The organism is Streptomyces sp. NBC_01537 (assembly GCF_045040445.1).
GTDB lineage: Bacteria > Actinomycetota > Actinomycetes > Streptomycetales > Streptomycetaceae > Actinacidiphila.
Window position 1 is genome coordinate 38,122 of sequence record NZ_CP109392.1, and the last position, 16,114, is coordinate 54,235.

Below are 16,114 nucleotides of genomic sequence, written 5' to 3' on the forward strand. Positions count from 1 at the left end.
CGCTCAATTCGCTGCATTTTGGTTATGCCTCCGCGCCTCGGACTCGCTCACCGCACAGCGGAACCCGATCTCCGGGCTTCGGGTCACCAACGTCTTTCCTGCCCGGCTCACCGCGGTGAGCAGCGCGGGAGGAGAGCTCCACGCCCCGCCGCGCACACTGACCTCGGCCGACCACTCACCCCACAGGTCGCCCGGATCCATCGTGCCGAAGCGCGGCTCGATCGGGAGGCCGTCCAGGAACCGGGAAGACGTCCACTCCCATACATTGCCGCACATGTCCCGGACCCCGAACGGGGACTCGTTGCCCGGCAGGTCATTCACCGGGCCGGTCAGCGCGGACAGTTCTCCGATGTGCAGGTCCGCGAGCCGATGCAGCCACGCCCGGCGGTCCAGGTCGCTCGTACCGTCCCACGCGAGGACCGAGTGCAGGCCCCGCACCAGATCCGGCCGGAACTGCGCACCCCAGGGGTAACGACGATGGTTGTCCCCCCGCGCGGCCCGCTCCCATTCGTCCTCGGTGGGCAGCCGCTTGCCGCACCAGTCGGCGTAGGCCACCGCGTCGTACCAACTGACCCCGGTCACCGGGTGATCGCCGGCACAGCGCGGATCGTCGACGGTGGAGCGTGTGTGATCGGTGTTCCTCGGCTCGTCCGGATGGCACCACAGGTGGCCCCGCACACCGACATCGGCGACGAACTCGTCGTACTCGTCATTGGTGACCGGACAGGTGTCCAAGTAGAAGCCCTCCACAACGACCTCACCCACCGTCGGCTCGGCCGGGTCACCCCAGGAGCGTTCCTGGCCGGGGTGCGTCCCGCGACACAGCCGTCCGGACGGGATGTGCCGCATCCCGCCCCGGGAGAGCCGACTGGGCAACCGGTCGGCCGACAGCGGGACAGGCAGATCGCCCAGGACCACGTCGGCCAGTGCCGTATCGGCGAGCAGCGTTTGTGCCGAGGCAAGTGCGTGCGCGTCCGCCACCGTCACATAGTTGCCGACGCCCGCGGCGATCTGCTCCGGCGACCGGCCGAGCACGGCCAGCAGGGCGTCGAGTGCCGATGAGCCGCCTGCCGACAGGAGGGACGGATTCCCGGCCAGGGACGCGAGTGCGGGCCCCCGCACGGTCTCGTCCGGGTCGGCCAGCGCCCACCCGATGGCCTCGGCCGCCACGTCCGGGCAGAGCCGTACGGCGGCCGCCAGGGTTTGCCGACGTATCTCGGGCGTTTCGTGCAGCAGGCCGACTGCCAGATACTCCCCGAGCAGTTGGGGGTCGGTGAACCGCTCCAGTGTGCGCAGATAGCCGCGGAGCAGGGCGTCGCGCTCCTGCGCCGTCCCCTCGGTCCAGCCGGCGATCCGCATGACCTCGAACGGAACTTCCGGGGTGACAGGCTCGAGGGAGAACTGCTCGGTCGTGGTCATCGCGCGCCGACCTCCGCTCCGGTGATCATTTTCGCGAAATCCTCGCCCGCCCGGTGGCTGTACTCCGTGCCCGCCGAGGGCTTCTGCCCCGCGGAGTAGTACACGTACAGCGTCGCCCGGCTGGTGTCGTCCAGCACCGGCCCAGAACGGTGGAGGATGTTGTAGGTGTGGCAAATGACGTCACCCGCCTCGGCTTCGAGCGGAAGACTCACGGCCTCCAGCCGCCGTGGCGGATACCGGTGGGATCCGGGCACGAGCACCAGGCAGCCGTTGCGCATGGTGGCGGCATCGAGGTAGATGCCCACGTTCACCAGCGGTGTCACCGGGAGATCGTGCGGAAAGTCGAGGTGCCAGTCCAACGCGCTGTACGAGCTTCGCTTGCCCCGTTTCATCTGCCACACGGCTCCGTCGATGGCGTCCTCGAACCGCCACGTCGGCCGTCCAAGCAGACCGGGGCCGAGTGCATCCAGCTTCCGTCGTTCGATCAGCTCTCGAGTGTGCGCACTGTGCAGCGTGAAATAGGGCAGCCGGTGCAGGGTCGCCCGGCCCTTCTCGTCGTACGACGGCTTGATCACCCGATCGCGATGCTCGGCCGGTACTTTCCCGTCGAGCGTGTCGCGTTCCAGCCGCTCGGCATCGCGTTGGATGACCTCGACGTCCTGCGCGTCGAACACACCCCGGTAGATCACGAACCCGTACTGCTCGTAGAAGGCGCGTTGTTCCTCCGTCACCGTTCCGTCGTACCGGAACCGCGGAACGCGCTGCGTCGCACTCACCGGATCACTCCTCTGAATCCGATCTCGTTATGCCGGTCCGTGAAGAGATCCTTGCCTCGGAAGAACGTCGTGACCTGCTCCCGCATAGAGGTCCACGCACCGCCACGGATGACCACCGAGGTCTCCTCGGCCGTCGCCCACTCGGTACGGGGCCGACCGGAGATCATCGGCTTCATCCGGTCGCGGGTGAAGAAGTTGGTGTCCGTCCACTCCCAGCAGTTTCCGACCAGATCCGCGACCCCGTAACAACTGACGTTCTTGGGGTGGGAACCGACCGGGACCGTGGTGACCTCGGGAGTCTTCTCGTCGAAGGTGCTCAGGGTGTCGCGCCAGTGTTCCAGGCTCTGCGGCACACCGAACGACGCGCCGAACCACCGCAAGGCGTCCGGGTCGAAATCGTCACCCCATGGATAGAAAGATCCGCTCTCGCCCCGTGCCGCCTTTTCCCACTCCAGCTCGGTCGGCAGCCTTTTGCCGAGGTGAGCGAGGTAGGCATGGGCGTCGAACCAGTCGACACCGGTCGCGGGGTGGTCGGGGCCGAACCGGGTATCCCCGACGATCCCGCGGCGGTGATCTTTGTCCTCAGGCTCATCGGGGTGGCAGAGGTCGTGCTCGGCGGCCGCTGGGCTCTGTGCCCACTCGTCGTACTGCCGATTGGTCACCGGGTACCGGTCGATGAGGAACTCGGGCAAGTAGCGTCGCTGCCTGGGGACCGCGTCATCCACGTCATACAGCGGATGAACGACGTCGTTCATGCCAATTCCGACGACGAACTCCGACGCCGGGATGCGCACCATGCCGTCGGGGACAGGACGTGGCAGGTTCTCCGGGTCGTAGTCCCAGTGCTCACCCAGTGCGGTTCCCCGCGGCAGCTTCCCGGTCTCAGCGTGCTCCCGCTCGAGTTCCAGGCGGGCCGCACGATCCTCGGCACCCAGTATCTGGTCCATCGCCTTGGCCACGATGGCGGCGCCGATGCCTACCGGTTTGGTGCTGCGGAACAAACCGGCCTCGGCCGGTCCGGTGATGTGCACCAGTTCGTCATAGGCCTCGCCGATGCCATGCCGGCCGGCGATCTTCGCGGCAGAGAACACGACGAAGTCCTCGTCATCGCCGAGCAGCCAGACCAAGAACTCCCGCGTCGCGGGATGAGTGGCCAGGAACGGCTCGACCCCCTCAAGCACCGACAAGCGGACATCCGCACCAGGGTGAGTCGCCGCCAGCGCACAGAGTTCGTCAATGACCCTGGGATGCCGCAGTCCCGCGATCTCCTCACGCAGTTCGGCGCGTTCCCCATCGGTCAACGGATCGCGCAATTTCCGCCCTGACTCGGGGGCCATAAAACGATCCACAAGCCCACTCAAGGTCTTCTGGTCGACGGCAAAGCACTCATAACTCCATCGATGCACTGGATTCCACCTCGATTACCATGGTCATAGATTTCTACGGCCCGGAACCCCTCCTGTGGAGGGCCATATGACCCTCCACAGGAAAAGAGATTGACCGATCAGGCAGCCCACTTGAAGTGCGTACCGGCCGGACGGACACCACCCTTGCGCTGCGAGCGCAGAGCGTTCCACTGGCGAAGCGTCTTCATCTTTTTCACCTCCTCGGGATGTATCGATAACCGAGGACATTAACGTTCCCGTTGAGCGCTCCGCTCTGTCAAGTTCACGGATTTTTCGCGTGGTTGATCGAGCCGATCCACCTTGTTCAACTGCGCGAATTCGACAGTTGAACGGCAGGTTCAGGCGCCACCATCCTGGCCTCGATCATTCACGTGCGCGCGCCGGCCCGAGGTGGTCTGCCGGGCGTTGAGGTGTGTCGTCGCGGGTGGTCGTCGGCTTCCACGGGCCGGGGGTCCTGCGGGTCTCCTCCTTCCGGATCTTGGGGCGATCGGGAGGCGGTCAGTCGGGGTCGGTCAGGGCCTGGACCGCGTTCCAGGCATGGAGGGACGTGAGCGGTGGCGGGCCGGTCGGGGTCGAGTTTGAGTTCGCGTCGGCGGGCGTGTGCGGTGAGTTTCGCGGGAGCGTCGAGGAGCCGGTTGCGCAGGGTGGCGGGTTCGGCGCGGGCGAGTTTCCCTTGGACGGCGAGGAGTTGGAACCAGCGGGCGAGGTCGATGGCCAGGGCAAGGAGGGTGCACCGGGCCTGGTTGATCGCGAAGCTCTTGGAGGGCATCAGGTTCAGCGAGAGGGCCTTGCTCCGGTGGATGCCGGCCTCGACGTGAGTGTGCGAGCGGGCCCGGGCGTCGAGGAACTGAAGCTGTCCGCCCTCGGTGTTGGTGGCGATGGCCTGGTAGTGGTAGCCGGTCTTCTTCTCGTGCGGCTTGAGCTCGCGTGCGTACTTGGGGTGGATCGGCTCGCGGCGCACGATCACCCGCATCCCGTCGGGCCAGCCGGTCAGGTCGAGCATGCCGGTGATCTCGGCGAGGTCCGCGTCCTTGCGCGGTTTGCCCTTGGCCTCGGCCCTGTTGCCCATTCGACGCCGAGTCACCGGGCGCGTCGCGCATCTGATTCCGCGCGTCCGTTTCATGTCGATCCCGCAGCCGACAGGACTGAGCGCATCGGTCCGCACGGTCACGCTGAGCGAATGGGCAACAGGGTCGGCGTCCAGGGCCGATGTCCATGCCTTCGCGGGGACCTTGGCCAGGGCTGTCCAGAAGTCCTCGTCCCGGGTGTGTCCGACGGAGTACTCCTAGCAGATGTGGGTGTTGCCGCCGCCGCGGGTGATCCAGGTGAGGAACTCCTTGGTGGCGCCCGCACCGTCGGTGCGGAACAGGACGCGGCGGCGCCGTCGGGTGGGCAGCTGCCGCAGACCCTCGATACTCCCTCGATGTGGTCGTCCGCGGTGTTGGAGCCGGCCGATCCCGGACGCAGCCGGTTGACCAGGAGTTCCTCGGTGTTGTCGCAGAACATCAGCAGCGGGTGGTGGCCGTAGCCCTTGAAGTTCGCCTCGGCGCCTTCCTTGTCGCTGTGGGCCGGTATCACCGAGGCGTCCAGGTCGAGGACCGTGGTCCCGGTCAGCTCACGCCCGTTGACCTTGATCCAGGGGAAGCCCTCGGGGCGCAGGCCGAGGAGCTGATGGCGGTACGCCCAGGTGTTCGGCGACCTCGGTGGCGTACGCGACGTCGTCGCCCGAGCCGCGGCATCCGACGGGGAGCTCTTGCCGGTGGTGGCGCTGCGGGCCACGCTGCTGCCCTCGGGCGTGGCGGTGTCCATCCTCGTCATGGGCGCGCTGTGCGACCTCGCGGGCCCGCGGCCTTCGTGGCCGCCGGCATCACGGTCTTGGTCACCGCTGCAACCGCGAACACCGGGCAAACCTGGAGAAGACGTCTGCGGAACGCATGATCAAGATGGAGTGCAGGGGGCGAGCGCACGGCGTTCGCCCCCTGCACTGACCGGCCTCCGCAACGCGCTGACGGCATACGGCGGGCCCCGCACGGTGATCATGCGGGGCCCGGCCGGCGACGGATCAGGGCGTCGGCGGCACCGGGTCCGCGGGCGCCTGGCAGGTGGCGTCGATGCCCCACAACGAGGTGGGACGGGTGCCGTCCCTCAGGTAGTCGCTGACGTAGGTGTTGAGGCAGGGGTTGTTGTTCGCCGACAGCGCCGAGCCGACGTTGTGGCCGCCCAGCTCCATGATGAGACGGGAGTTGGGGAACCGGATACGCATGTCGAGAGCGCCGAACATCCCGTGTGCGCCGTCGTACTGCGGCTGCACCAGCAGGACGTCGGCGCTGCCGTTGCCGACCCGCGCCGGAGCCTGGGCCTGCGCCGGCCAGAAGGCGCACGGCGCGCTGTACCAGCCGTTGCTCCAGGTCAGGAGATGGTTCCCGGCGGCGTACTGGCTGGCGAGGGTGGCGCTCCACACCGTCCAGTCCTTCGGCCACCGGCCGTCGGTGCAGTTGACCGCGTTGGTCGTCGCGACGCGGTTCTGCTGCGGGAAGCCAGGGGTCGGGGAGTCGGCGCGCAGCGCCGTCGCGTCACCGCGCACCACGAAGTCGGAGAGTATCTTCGCGCGGCTCACCCAGGTCCAGCTGCGGTAGACGACCTGCTCGAAGACGTTCGCCCACTCGCCCGGTCCGATCCTGCCGTCGACCGGCGCCGCACGGAGGGCGTCCTGGCCCTTGTAGTAGTTCGCCTCGACCTCGTCGGCGGTCGTGCCCAGGTGGTAGACGGAGTCGTACTTGGCGACCCAGGCGAAGAAGATCCCGCCGTTGTGCTCGGACGTGATGTTCTTGGACATCTGGTTCTGGTACCCCACGCCGCTGGGGCTGGGCACGCTGTCGAGCACCATGCGCTTCACCCGGGTCGGGTACATCGTCGCGTAGACCGAGCCGAGGTAGCCGCCCCAGTCAATGCCGTAGTAGGTGATCTGCTCCTGGCCGAGCGCGATCCGCATCTGGTCGAGGTCGCGCGCCGAGTCCCTGGTGGTGAAGTGGTTGAGCAGGTCGCCGTACTTGTCACCACAGCTCTTGGCGTACGCCTCGGCCTTGGCCACGGCGTTCTGCTCGTCCTCGGCCGTCTTCGGCACGGGGTCGGCCAGCACCGGGTTGATGTAGGACGGGTCGCACACGATCGCCGGCTCGCTGCCCCCGACGCCGCGCGGGTCGAAGCCGATCCAGTCGTAAGCGGCACCGACGTCCTTCGCCAGCCCGGTCGTGCCCTTGGCGTACCGGGTGGGCATGTCGCGGCTGATCGGGCCGGGCCACTGGCCGCGGTGCAGCAGCACGACGCCCTTGTACTGGTCGTCGGTGACGGTGTGCTTGGCGCGGGTCAGCGCCAGCTTGATCTTCTGACCGCTGGGCCGGGCGTAGTCGAGCGGGACCTCCACCGAGCCGCACTCCAGGCCCTTGAGCAACGCGCCGAGGTTCGGGTCGATGTCAGGACACGGCGACCAGGCGATTGTTCCCGTGGCCGGCGCGGCAGCCCCCTCGGCCGCCGCCACGGGGGTGACGGCCGGAACCGACAGGCCGATCACGATCACCGCAGTGGCCAATGCGAGCTTTTTCATGGATACCCCTTCTGGATGCACGGCGCACACAGCGTGGCAAGGGGGTCTCTGAAGCGGCTCGAAACCTGCTGGAGTCGGAATGAACCGATGAGCGAGCCGCAGACCGACGGGGACCACTACGTCGGCCACGATGTCGCGGGGCAGCACATCGGCCTGGTGCCGGACCCGGGCACGACCTCGCCCCGGGGGGCACGTCCGGTGATCGCCGAAGACCTGCGGGTCAGCGTCCGGCAGCGTGCACGAGTGCGTGATGAAGTCGTTGGTCGGGCGTGAATCCCGCTTCCCACTGCACGCCGACGGCGAAGGGGCGATGTGTGACTTCGATGGCCTCGACGGTCCCGTCCTGCGCCCAGCCGGTGGCGGTGAGGCCGGCACCGAGTTGGTCGACGGCCTGGTGGTGATGGCAGGCCGTCACCGGCGCGTCCTCGTCGAGGACACCGGCGATCCGGCTGCCCGGCTCCAGCTTCAACGGGTGGGAGCCGAGGGTGAAGGACGGCGTATCCGGGCGGTGGCCGTCGTGGCCCGTGACCTCGGGCAGGTGCTGGTGCAGCGTGCCTCCGTGCAGCACGTTGAGCAGCTGCATGCCGCGACAGATGCCCAGCACGGGCAGCTCGGCGTCAAGTGCCGCCCGGATCAGCGCCAGTTCGGCGCGGTCGGCGTCCGGGGTCATCGCCCGCGTGCCGGGGCGCGGGTCCTCGCCGTACAGCGCCGGATCCACATCGGGGCCACCCGGGATCAGCAGGCCGTCGATCCGGTCCGCCATGGCCTCGACGCCGGGCAGCAGCGGAAGCAGCAGGGGTGTGCAGCCCGCCGCGGTCAGGAAGGCCAGGTGGGACTGGAGCGCGAAGCTGACGACCATGTCGCTGCCCTGGAACGTGACCGGCGCGGTCCGCGCACAGATCCCGATCACCGGCCGCCCCGTGCTCGCCGAACCATTCACGAATGATTTCATAGCCACCTTCATGGATTTCCGGGTTCAACTGAGGAAAGTAGGCAGATGCAACATCCGCTTCCGCGGAGAGTCATAACGGCAATAAAATAGCCGTTTGCGTAAAGCGGCGGCCATCGTTCAAAACCCGGCAGGCCGACGCCTACTGAACGGAATGACCCTCCTGATATCACAGACGGGGACCCCTTTACCCGCGCTGTGGTTCACCGTCTTCCCCGGCACGCTCACCGCGAAGGTATTCGGCCGCCTCGCCGCACGGTCCGCCTCGTGGCCCGCAGGGATGCTCGCACTCCGGGCGGCCGCCCTGCCGGCCGTCGCCGCGGTGCTGCCGCGGCGGGTGTCCGCCGGTCCGGCGGACACCCGCTGTCCTGCATTTCCAGGAAACTTCAATCTCCCCTCAACTGCAGCTAGAGCCCCTCCTGCGACGCTCATCGGCAGCGGCAGCAGAGAGGAAGTGAAGGAATGGCTCAGAGCAGCGCGCAGGCCATCTTGATCACGAACGCGTTCGGCTCCGTCAGGACGGAAGGCGTCGACGCGTCGGCCCGCAGCGAATTCGATCTGAAGAACCTCGAGCAGCTTCCCGCCTGCGACGTCCTCGTCAACGCTCTGTCGGCGGGCCTGTCCCTGCGCCAGAGCGGCACGGACGCCGCGCACATCCAGCTTCTCGTCGACGCGGCCGGCTCGGCGGAGCTGCCGCCCATTCTGGTCCGGATCGACGGCTACCGCATCATCGACGGCCTGCACCGACTGGAAGCCGCCAGGCTGCGCGGCGACACCAGCATCAAGGCGCGCTTCGTCGACTGTTCGGACTCCGAGGCGCTCGTCATCGCCATGAAGGCGAACAGCTCGCACGGACTGCCACTGTCGAAGACCGACCGCGTGTCCGGAGCCCAGCGTGTCCTGAGTTCCCACCCGGACTGGTCCGACCGTGCCGTCGCCCGCATCACCGGGCTGAGCGCGAAGACGATCGCGTCGCTGCGCGAGAAGTCGGGTGAGGGAACACCGCTCGACGGCAAGCGCATCGGCCGGGACGGCAGGCGGCGTCCGGTGGGCCCGGGCGAGGGCCGGCTGCGGGCCGCCGAGTACATCGCCGAGCACCCGAACGCCCCGCTCCGTCAGGTCGCCCGGGAGACCGACGTGTCGCTCGGCACGGTCCACGACGTGAGCGCCCGGCTGCGGCGCGGCGAAAGCCCCGGGCGCAGCGGCCGCCGGACACCCGACGCGGCGGCGCAGCCCCTGCGATCCGTCCACCCCGTACAGCTGTCCGGGGAACCGTCGCGGCCCGCCCCGGCGGTTCCCGGCGGCGCGGATTCCGGTGGCGCAGCCCATGTGCCGCTGCGGGTGGCACCGAGCATCAACAGCGCGCCGCAGCGCAGGAACAGCACCGACGAGATTCCGGCCTGGACGACGGTGGCGGCGAAGATGGCCGCCGATCCCACCATCCGCTACACCGCGGGCGGCCGGGAGTTCCTCCGCTGGATGCAGCTGCACGCCGCCGAGCCGGACGACGGCTGGCGGGAGCTGATCGACGCGGTTCCGGCTCACTGGCTCGGCGTCATCGCCCCGATCGCCGAGCGCATCGGCAAGGAATGGAGCCTGCTCGCCGAGGGGCTCAAGACCAAGCAGGACATGATGCCGTGAACTGCGGGCACGCCCGTCACGGCACCGGCGCCGTGGACACCAGCCGGAGGTGGCCCGCGGCCCGGGGCTGGTCGTCGGCGCCCTGAGGCGGGGTGATGGACGGACACCCGGGGGCCGGCACGAAGGTGACCGGGGGCACGAGCTCGGGCAACGCCAGCAGGACCGGCGGATCGGTCGGCCGGCTCGGGCGCAGCCGCACCGCCGCGCTCGTGACGCCGTCGGCGGTCACCGTCACGGGCATCACGCCGCGCCCCCCGGCGAGCGGGGTCCGGCGGGCCGTCCGGTCGGGCCCGAGGCTGTCGGCCACCGCTACTGCGAGCAGGTGCCAACTCCCCTCGGGGACGTTCTTCAGGGTGTAGCAGGACGGCCGGCCGCTCGGTACGTCGAAGACGGCCGAGGCGACACACGGGTGCTGGACGACGGGCGTGGCGAAGGCACCCAGGAACACGCGCGCGTTCCCATGGCCCTCGGGCAGACTGACGGTTCCGCCGACCGTGCCCCGTTCCGACCACGGGCCGGGCTCCGTTACCGGCAGGCCGTCCCCGCCGTCCCGCGCCAGCCGGCGGAACCGGCTGGGGGACACTCCGACGCTGGCCGTGAAGTAGTTCGTGAACGAGCCGAGACTGTTGTATCCGACTGCGCAGGAAACCTCGGTGATGCTCATCGAGGTCTTCTCGATAAGCCGCTTGGCCTCGTGCATGCGGACCGCGGCCAGGAACCTGCCGGGGGTGAGCCCGGTCTCCTCTTTGAACAGCCGCGTGAAATAGAACCGGCTGAGCAGAGCGCTTTCTGCGATCCGTGCAAGGGCCAGGGGCTCACCGTAATGCTCCCGAATGCACTCGACAGCCCTTTCCATTGCTGTGTCCATTACGCACCTCACAACGTGTAGATCCATCAGCAGCCTGCCGTGGACGCATCGCGCTCGGCTTGAGCGACGCCGGCGATCCGGAGCCGTCGGTTCCACGGAACGCTCCCGCCCGGCCAATGCGACGGCGTCCCGGGTGTGACGCTCCAGCACGCCCCGACCGGGGTTCAGGAGTTGGTCGAGAGGAACCCCGGATGCTCGAAGCGTCCGTTCGAGCCGTCATCGACACGACGCCTAAGGGGTCCCATGCCCGTGGAAAGCAACGCTTCGTCAGATGTGCCGTCCGGGCGGGACCTGCGGATCGCCACGCGCAGCCGCGCCGACAACTGGACCAAGCCCCCGCGCCGCATCGAGACGTCCGAGTGCATCACCTGCGACAGCTGCCTGCGCGGCTGTCCGGAACAATTCGGCGCGATCTTCGACCGCGGGCTCGACGTCGTGATCATCCCCGAGCTGTGCTCGGGCTGCCCCGTCTGCGTCCTGGAGTGCCCGGTCGACTGCATCTACGTCGACGAGGACTGGACGCCCACCGACGACGCGATGTGGAGCCACATCGCACTCACCGGGGAAGGTACCGCATGACCGCGCCCGTAGACCGCGAAAGCTCCCGTCGAGCCGCCAACTCCCGCAAGCGCCAGAGCCGGCGGCCCAGCCGCCTGGGCCTGGCGGCCGGTGCCACGCCCAAGCCGGACCGGGTACGCGAGGAGGACGCCGGGTTCCCCGGGCTGCTGGCCCGGGTATGGCGGAAGGCCTCGGCCGCCGCCGACCTGCGCGCGGCCCTGGACATCCTGCTCACGCTCGACGGACACGTGCCCGCGGAGGTCCAGGAGCGCGCCCTGCGCACCGCGGACGCCGCCGCGCTGAAGGTCGTCGCCGGCCTGTCCGCAGACGCATCCGAACCGGCCGGGGCCGTCGCGGACCCCGTGGAGCGCACCGTGTTCCTCGGTGAGATCGGCCTGACCACCGGCGGCCGGGTCGTCGTCCGCGTCCCCTCCCAGCAGCCGCTCGCCAAGCAGCACACGCTGGTCGCCGGCGTGCTGCGGGTTCCGTGGACCCTGCGGCACCTGGACGACTACCAGCGCGAGGTGACGACGGCTCAGGAGCGGTTCGACCGCGACGCGGCCGACAGCCGCCGCTGGCTGGCGGAGCAGGGCCGCGAGGACCGCGAGGCGCTGCTGGCGCAGCTGACCGAGGGCGCGCAGCGCACCGCCCCCTTCATGCTCTACATCGAGGACAAGCAGTACACGAACTTCCGCGACACCAACACGGTCGTGGGCAAGACGCTGTGGCCGGGCCACCCGGACTGCGTGTTCGCCAGCCTGGCCGGCCTGCCGCTGGAGCTGTGGTCGGACCACGACGCCCTGCTGGTCGTGGGCATCGGCCTGCTCATCCGCTCGGCCGGGTACGGCCGCATCGAAGAGGTCAACGGCTCGCAGCTCACCGCGGAGAACGTGGGCCGGCTGCTGGAGCGCACCCGCCGCAACTACAACGGGGCCCTGGGCGGGGAGCGGATCCCCGCGGCCGGTCCCGGCGCCGGCATCGACGCGCTGATGGCCCTGGCCACGGCGCTGGGCGCGCACCGCCCCGAGGTGACCCGCACTGTCCAGCTGTACCGCGAGATCCACGGCGCCCTGATCCACAAGGTGGAGAAGATCGCGGCCCCGTACGGCGAGGTGGCCGAGGACCGGGACCGGCAGGTCACCGACCGCCTGCGCGCCACGCTGCCCGTGGCCGGCGACCGGCTGGCCGGGCTGCGGCTCGCCGACGACGCCGACCCGGCCTGGCTGGCCCGCCCCTACGGCGAGTTCGGCACCGGTCTGGAGGCGGTCGTGTACGAGGCGGTCGCCGCCACCACCGCCGCGTTCGGGGCCGACTTCTCGATGAGCCGCGGCATCCGGTCGCTGCCGGAGCTGGTCCGCGCGCTGCGCGCGGAGGCCTGGGACGAGATCAGCGCCTGGGGCATCACGGACTTCTTCTGCTGCGTGGTCCCCGCGCAGGAGGCCCGGCGGCACTACGGCGACTCGCTCGCCGCGCTCGCCGACACCGCCTGGGCGATGTCCTCGCGCATGCAGTACAACTCCTGGCACTTCATCGCCGGCAACCTGCCGCGGACCTCGAAGGTCCTGGAGCGCGACCACTTCGTGCCGCCCACCATCCCCGACATCGCCCACTTCTCCGACCAGCACCACCACGGGCACGTCAACAACATGGTGCGCTTCACGATCCGCAGCCCCCAGTCGGTCGAGGTGTGCGGCCGGCCCTTCAACGGATTCATGGACCTGCGCATCGTCCGCGCCGACGGGGAGCCGTACACCGAGCAGGAGATGCTCGCGGCGCACCAGGTGGCCGCCTTCATCGCCCGGATGACGCAGCAGGCGGCCGCGCTCGCCGAGCAGGGGGAGCAGGCCGATGTGACGGCCTTCGACTCGGCCTGGCACTGGAGGTCCGTCACCGGCACCCCGGTCGAGAGGGCCGCCCTGGCCGGCCCGGGACGACCCCCGTCGCCCTGACACGCCCCCTGTCGACCTCCTGACGAAAGGACGCTCCCGTCATGTATTCCAGATCATGGTCGACCCCTGCCACGGAGGGCGGCGTCGGGAGCCACGCGTTCGTCGCCGAACACGGGCTGTGGGACGACGCCCGGCTGGCGGCCGCCGAGCGGATCGGGGCGGGGCTGGACGGGATCGACTTCGTCCGTCTGGTGTGGGGCGACCCGCACGGCCTGGTGCGTTCCAAGACGCTGACCGCCCGCACCTTCCGCGGGGTGCTGCGCAACGGCATGAACTACAGCCCCGGCCCGTTCCTGAAGGACACCGCCTGCACCACGGCGGTGGACTACCGGGGCGAGCACGGCATCGGCGTCGACGAGATCGCCGGCCTGGGCAACTTCGTGCTGGTGCCCGACCCGCTGACCTTCCTGGTGCTGCCCGGCGAGGGGGCGCGCACGGCCTGGGTGATCGGCGACGAGTACCTGCGCGACGGCCGCCCCCACCCGCTGTCCTCGCGGCACGTGCTGCACCGGGTGCTGGACCGCTACGCCGGCCGCGGGCTGACGCCCGTACTCGGCCTGGAGGTCGAGTGGTACCTGGCGCGCCGCCTGGACGACGAGCCGGGCAACGAGGGGAACGGCTTCGGCCTGCAGGGTCCGGCCCCGCGGGTGGCCGCGATGAACGCGGGCTACCAGTTCAACCTGGACGCCGCGTACGACACGGTCGCCCCGGTCACCGACCCGCTGGCCCTCGCCCTGCTCGGCCTGGGGCTGCCGGTGCGGTCGATGGAGCACGAGATGGGCCCCGGGCAGGTGGAGACCACGTTCGACCCCATGTCGGCGCTGGACACCGCGGACGCGATGCTCTTCTTCCGCGTCTTCACCAAACGCTGGTGCGCGGCCCGGGGCCTGCACGCCTCGTTCATGTCGCAACCGGCGATCGCCGGGGCGGACCCGAGCGGCTGGCACCTGAACCAGTCCGTCCTGGAGACCGCCACCGGCCGCAACGTCTTCGGCGCCGAGGGCCTCTCGGTGGGGCTCTCCCCCACGAGCAAGGCGTACGCCGAGGGCCTGCAGGACTGGCTGCGCGACCTGTTCCTGCTGTCGGTGCCCACGGTCAACGGCTACCAGCGCCTGGGCACGCAGCACGCCCTGTCCCCGACCCGGGTGAGCCTGAGCCTGGAGTCGCGCACGGCCATGCTGCGCGTGGTCGGCTCGGGGGCCGGCGCGCACATCGAGAACCGCATCGGCGAGCCGAGCGCGAACCCGTACCTGAACATCGCCGCCCAGCTGTTCGCCGGCCTCGAGGGCCTCGACGGGGGCTCGGCCGACGGGCCCCGCGAGGGCTCGGACACCGTCCCGCAGTCCCTGCGCGAGGCCCTGGAGGCGTTCACGGCGGGCCGGGCCGCCCGGCTGCTGGGCGACCCGCTGGCCGCCTGTCTGGCCAGGCTCAAGGAAAGCGAGGTGCGCCGGTACGAGGCCTGGACCCTGCAGGCCGCCCCGGTGCCGGGCCAGGTCACCGAGTGGGAGCAGCGCGAGTACTTCGCGGCCTTCTGACGCCCGGGAGGCCCCGACCACGACCACCGCAACCGACGAAGGCTGTCCCATGATTCCTCATTTCACCCTGCCTGAGATGGCGCACCTCTTCTCGGACGAGTACCGGTACGAGACCTACGTCCGCGTGGAGATCCTCGCGACCGAGGCACAGGTGCGGCTCGGCCGCGTACCGGCCGCGGTCCTCGACGACATGCGCGCGGCCACGGCCCCGCGGCCGTCCCGGGTCGTGGAGATCAAGAAGGAACGCGACCACGAGGTGATCTCCTTCCTGACCGCGTACACCGAGCAGATGCCGGAGTCCTCCGCTCGCTGGGTGCACCTGGGCATGACCAGCTACGACCTGGTCGACACGGCCCTCGGCTTCATCCTGGCCCGCGCCACGGACGTGCTCACCTCCGCCGCCCAGCGGCTGCGCAAGGTGCTCGTCGACCGGGCCTTCGAGCACTGGGACACGGTGATGGTGGGCCGCACCCACGGCGTGCACGCCGAGCCCACCACGCTCGGCCACAAGCTGGGCGGCTACGCCTTCGCCGTCGAGCGGTCCCTGCAGCGGCTGGCCGCCGCCCGCGAGGCCGTCGCCGTGGGCACCGTGTCGGGCGCGGTCGGCACGTACTCGCTGATCGACCCGGCCGTGGAGGGTTACGTGTGCGAGCAACTGGGACTGGGCGTCGAGCCCTCCCCCAGCCAGGTCGTGGCCCGCGACCGGCACGCCCAGCTGATCCAGGCGGTGGCCGTGCTGGGTGCCTGCATCGAGCAGATCGCCCTGGAGCTGCGGCTGCTGCAGCGCACCGAGGTGCGCGAGGTCGAGGAGCAGCGCGTCGAGGCTTACCAGGGCTCCAGCGCGATGCCTCACAAGGCCAACCCGACGGGCAGCGAGCTGCTGTGCGGACTGGCGCGGCTGCTGCGCGGGTACGCCGGCACGGCGCTCGAGAACGTGGCGCTGTGGCACGAGCGGGACCTGGCCCACCAGGCGGTCGAGAAGGTGCTGCTGCCGGACGCGCTGATGGTGGCGCACTTCCAGACGGTCAAGGCCGCGGACCTGCTGGAGAACCTGCGTATCGACAAGGACCGCATGCGGGACTCGATCGCCGCCACGAACGGGCTGGTGTGCTCGTCGTCGGTGCTGGTGGAGCTGCTGGAGGCCGGCGTCGAACGCGACCAGGCCTACCGGGCGGTGCAGGCGGCGGCCAAACGCACCGCGGAGTACGGGCAGAACTTCGGCGAGGCCCTGGCCGAGGAGGGCGTGCAGAGCAGCCCGCGCGAGCCCGAGGACTTCCTCGTCCACCACGACGTGGTGCACAGCCGGTTGGAGAAACTTCGTGTGCTGACGGACTGATCTTGGAAAAGGCCGACCCGCTGTCCAGACTTGCCCCACCCATCTCTTGCCATCCCCTCTTCGCCCTATGGAG

13 protein-coding genes are annotated in these 16,114 nt (G+C 69.7%); 5 read left to right on the forward strand and 8 right to left on the reverse strand.

Features of this window, described 5'->3' with window-relative positions:
* Nucleotides 1–3 precede the first annotated feature (3 nt).
* The 7 genes from OG607_RS00170 to OG607_RS00200 form a co-directional block, all read right to left on the reverse strand.
* Nucleotides 4–1,419 (reverse strand): formylglycine-generating enzyme family protein, encoded by a 1,416-nt coding sequence (locus OG607_RS00170; protein ID WP_405717120.1) that lies wholly within the window; start codon nt 1,417–1,419, stop codon nt 4–6.
* On the reverse strand, nt 1,416–2,195 hold the full coding sequence (locus OG607_RS00175) for a phytanoyl-CoA dioxygenase family protein (RefSeq protein ID WP_405717122.1): 780 nt from the start codon (nt 2,193–2,195) through the stop codon (nt 1,416–1,418). The genes OG607_RS00170 and OG607_RS00175 overlap by 4 nt, the downstream gene beginning before the upstream one ends.
* Nucleotides 2,192–3,601 (reverse strand): formylglycine-generating enzyme family protein, encoded by a 1,410-nt coding sequence (locus OG607_RS00180; RefSeq protein WP_405717125.1) that lies wholly within the window; start codon nt 3,599–3,601, stop codon nt 2,192–2,194. Before OG607_RS00180 ends, OG607_RS00175 begins: the two co-directional genes overlap by 4 nt.
* Before the next feature lie 367 nt (nt 3,602–3,968).
* Nucleotides 3,969–4,670, reverse strand: coding sequence for a transposase (locus OG607_RS00185; protein WP_405717127.1), 702 nt, complete (start codon nt 4,668–4,670; stop codon nt 3,969–3,971).
* Between the two features lie 98 nt (nt 4,671–4,768).
* Nucleotides 4,769–5,419 (reverse strand): transposase, encoded by a 651-nt coding sequence (locus OG607_RS00190; RefSeq protein WP_405717129.1) that lies wholly within the window; start codon nt 5,417–5,419, stop codon nt 4,769–4,771.
* A 244-nt stretch (nt 5,420–5,663) separates the two neighbouring features.
* Nucleotides 5,664–7,205 carry an alpha/beta fold hydrolase gene (locus tag OG607_RS00195; RefSeq protein WP_405717131.1) on the reverse strand — a complete coding sequence of 514 codons (1,542 nt, stop codon included), beginning with the start codon at nt 7,203–7,205 and terminating at the stop codon, nt 5,664–5,666.
* 220 nt (nt 7,206–7,425) lie between these two features.
* Complete coding sequence (locus tag OG607_RS00200; RefSeq protein ID WP_405717134.1) at nt 7,426–8,157, reverse strand: gamma-glutamyl-gamma-aminobutyrate hydrolase family protein; 732 nt, start codon at nt 8,155–8,157, stop codon at nt 7,426–7,428.
* 459 nt (nt 8,158–8,616) lie between these two features.
* Between OG607_RS00200 and OG607_RS00205 the strand changes: the two genes are divergently transcribed.
* On the forward strand, nt 8,617–9,795 hold the full coding sequence (locus tag OG607_RS00205) for a ParB/RepB/Spo0J family partition protein (protein WP_405717137.1): 1,179 nt from the start codon (nt 8,617–8,619) through the stop codon (nt 9,793–9,795).
* 16 nt (nt 9,796–9,811) lie between these two features.
* Here the strand turns inward: OG607_RS00205 and OG607_RS00210 are convergent, their stop codons facing one another.
* The gene (locus tag OG607_RS00210) at nt 9,812–10,651 is read right to left on the reverse strand and encodes a helix-turn-helix domain-containing protein (protein WP_405717139.1); all 840 of its coding nucleotides are present in this window, start codon (nt 10,649–10,651) and stop codon (nt 9,812–9,814) included.
* Nucleotides 10,652–10,912: 261 nt separating this feature from the next.
* Here OG607_RS00210 and OG607_RS00215 point away from each other — a divergent pair, with 261 nt between their 5' ends.
* From OG607_RS00215 to purB, 4 genes are read left to right on the forward strand one after another with little or no spacing between them, the layout of a single operon-like run.
* Nucleotides 10,913–11,242: a 4Fe-4S dicluster-binding protein gene (locus OG607_RS00215; RefSeq protein WP_405717141.1), complete on the forward strand. Its 330-nt coding sequence runs from the start codon at nt 10,913–10,915 to the stop codon at nt 11,240–11,242.
* Nucleotides 11,239–13,170: a hypothetical protein gene (locus tag OG607_RS00220; RefSeq protein ID WP_405717143.1), complete on the forward strand. Its 1,932-nt coding sequence runs from the start codon at nt 11,239–11,241 to the stop codon at nt 13,168–13,170. Before OG607_RS00215 ends, OG607_RS00220 begins: the two co-directional genes overlap by 4 nt.
* Nucleotides 13,171–13,211: 41 nt before the next feature.
* The gene (locus OG607_RS00225) at nt 13,212–14,705 is read left to right on the forward strand and encodes a glutamine synthetase (protein ID WP_405717145.1); all 1,494 of its coding nucleotides are present in this window, start codon (nt 13,212–13,214) and stop codon (nt 14,703–14,705) included.
* A gap of 49 nt (nt 14,706–14,754) precedes the next feature.
* Entirely contained in the window at nt 14,755–16,041 is a 1,287-nt protein-coding gene (gene purB / locus OG607_RS00230) for an adenylosuccinate lyase (protein ID WP_405717148.1), read from the forward strand.
* The last annotated feature ends 73 nt before the right edge of the window (nt 16,042–16,114 follow it).

Coding starts and splice junctions, on each gene's coding strand:
- OG607_RS00170 (WP_405717120.1), bottom strand. CDS start 1,419: ATGACCACGACCGAGCAGTTCTCCCTCGAGCCTGTCACCCCGGAAGTT.
- OG607_RS00185 (WP_405717127.1), bottom strand. CDS start 4,670: ATGGGCAACAGGGCCGAGGCCAAGGGCAAACCGCGCAAGGACGCGGAC.
- OG607_RS00190 (WP_405717129.1), bottom strand. CDS start 5,419: ATGACGAGGATGGACACCGCCACGCCCGAGGGCAGCAGCGTGGCCCGC.
- OG607_RS00195 (WP_405717131.1), bottom strand. CDS start 7,205: ATGAAAAAGCTCGCATTGGCCACTGCGGTGATCGTGATCGGCCTGTCG.
- OG607_RS00200 (WP_405717134.1), bottom strand. CDS start 8,157: ATGAAATCATTCGTGAATGGTTCGGCGAGCACGGGGCGGCCGGTGATC.
- OG607_RS00205 (WP_405717137.1), top strand. CDS start 8,617: ATGGCTCAGAGCAGCGCGCAGGCCATCTTGATCACGAACGCGTTCGGC.
- OG607_RS00210 (WP_405717139.1), bottom strand. CDS start 10,651: ATGGAAAGGGCTGTCGAGTGCATTCGGGAGCATTACGGTGAGCCCCTG.
- OG607_RS00220 (WP_405717143.1), top strand. CDS start 11,239: ATGACCGCGCCCGTAGACCGCGAAAGCTCCCGTCGAGCCGCCAACTCC.
- OG607_RS00225 (WP_405717145.1), top strand. CDS start 13,212: ATGTATTCCAGATCATGGTCGACCCCTGCCACGGAGGGCGGCGTCGGG.
- purB (WP_405717148.1), top strand. CDS start 14,755: ATGATTCCTCATTTCACCCTGCCTGAGATGGCGCACCTCTTCTCGGAC.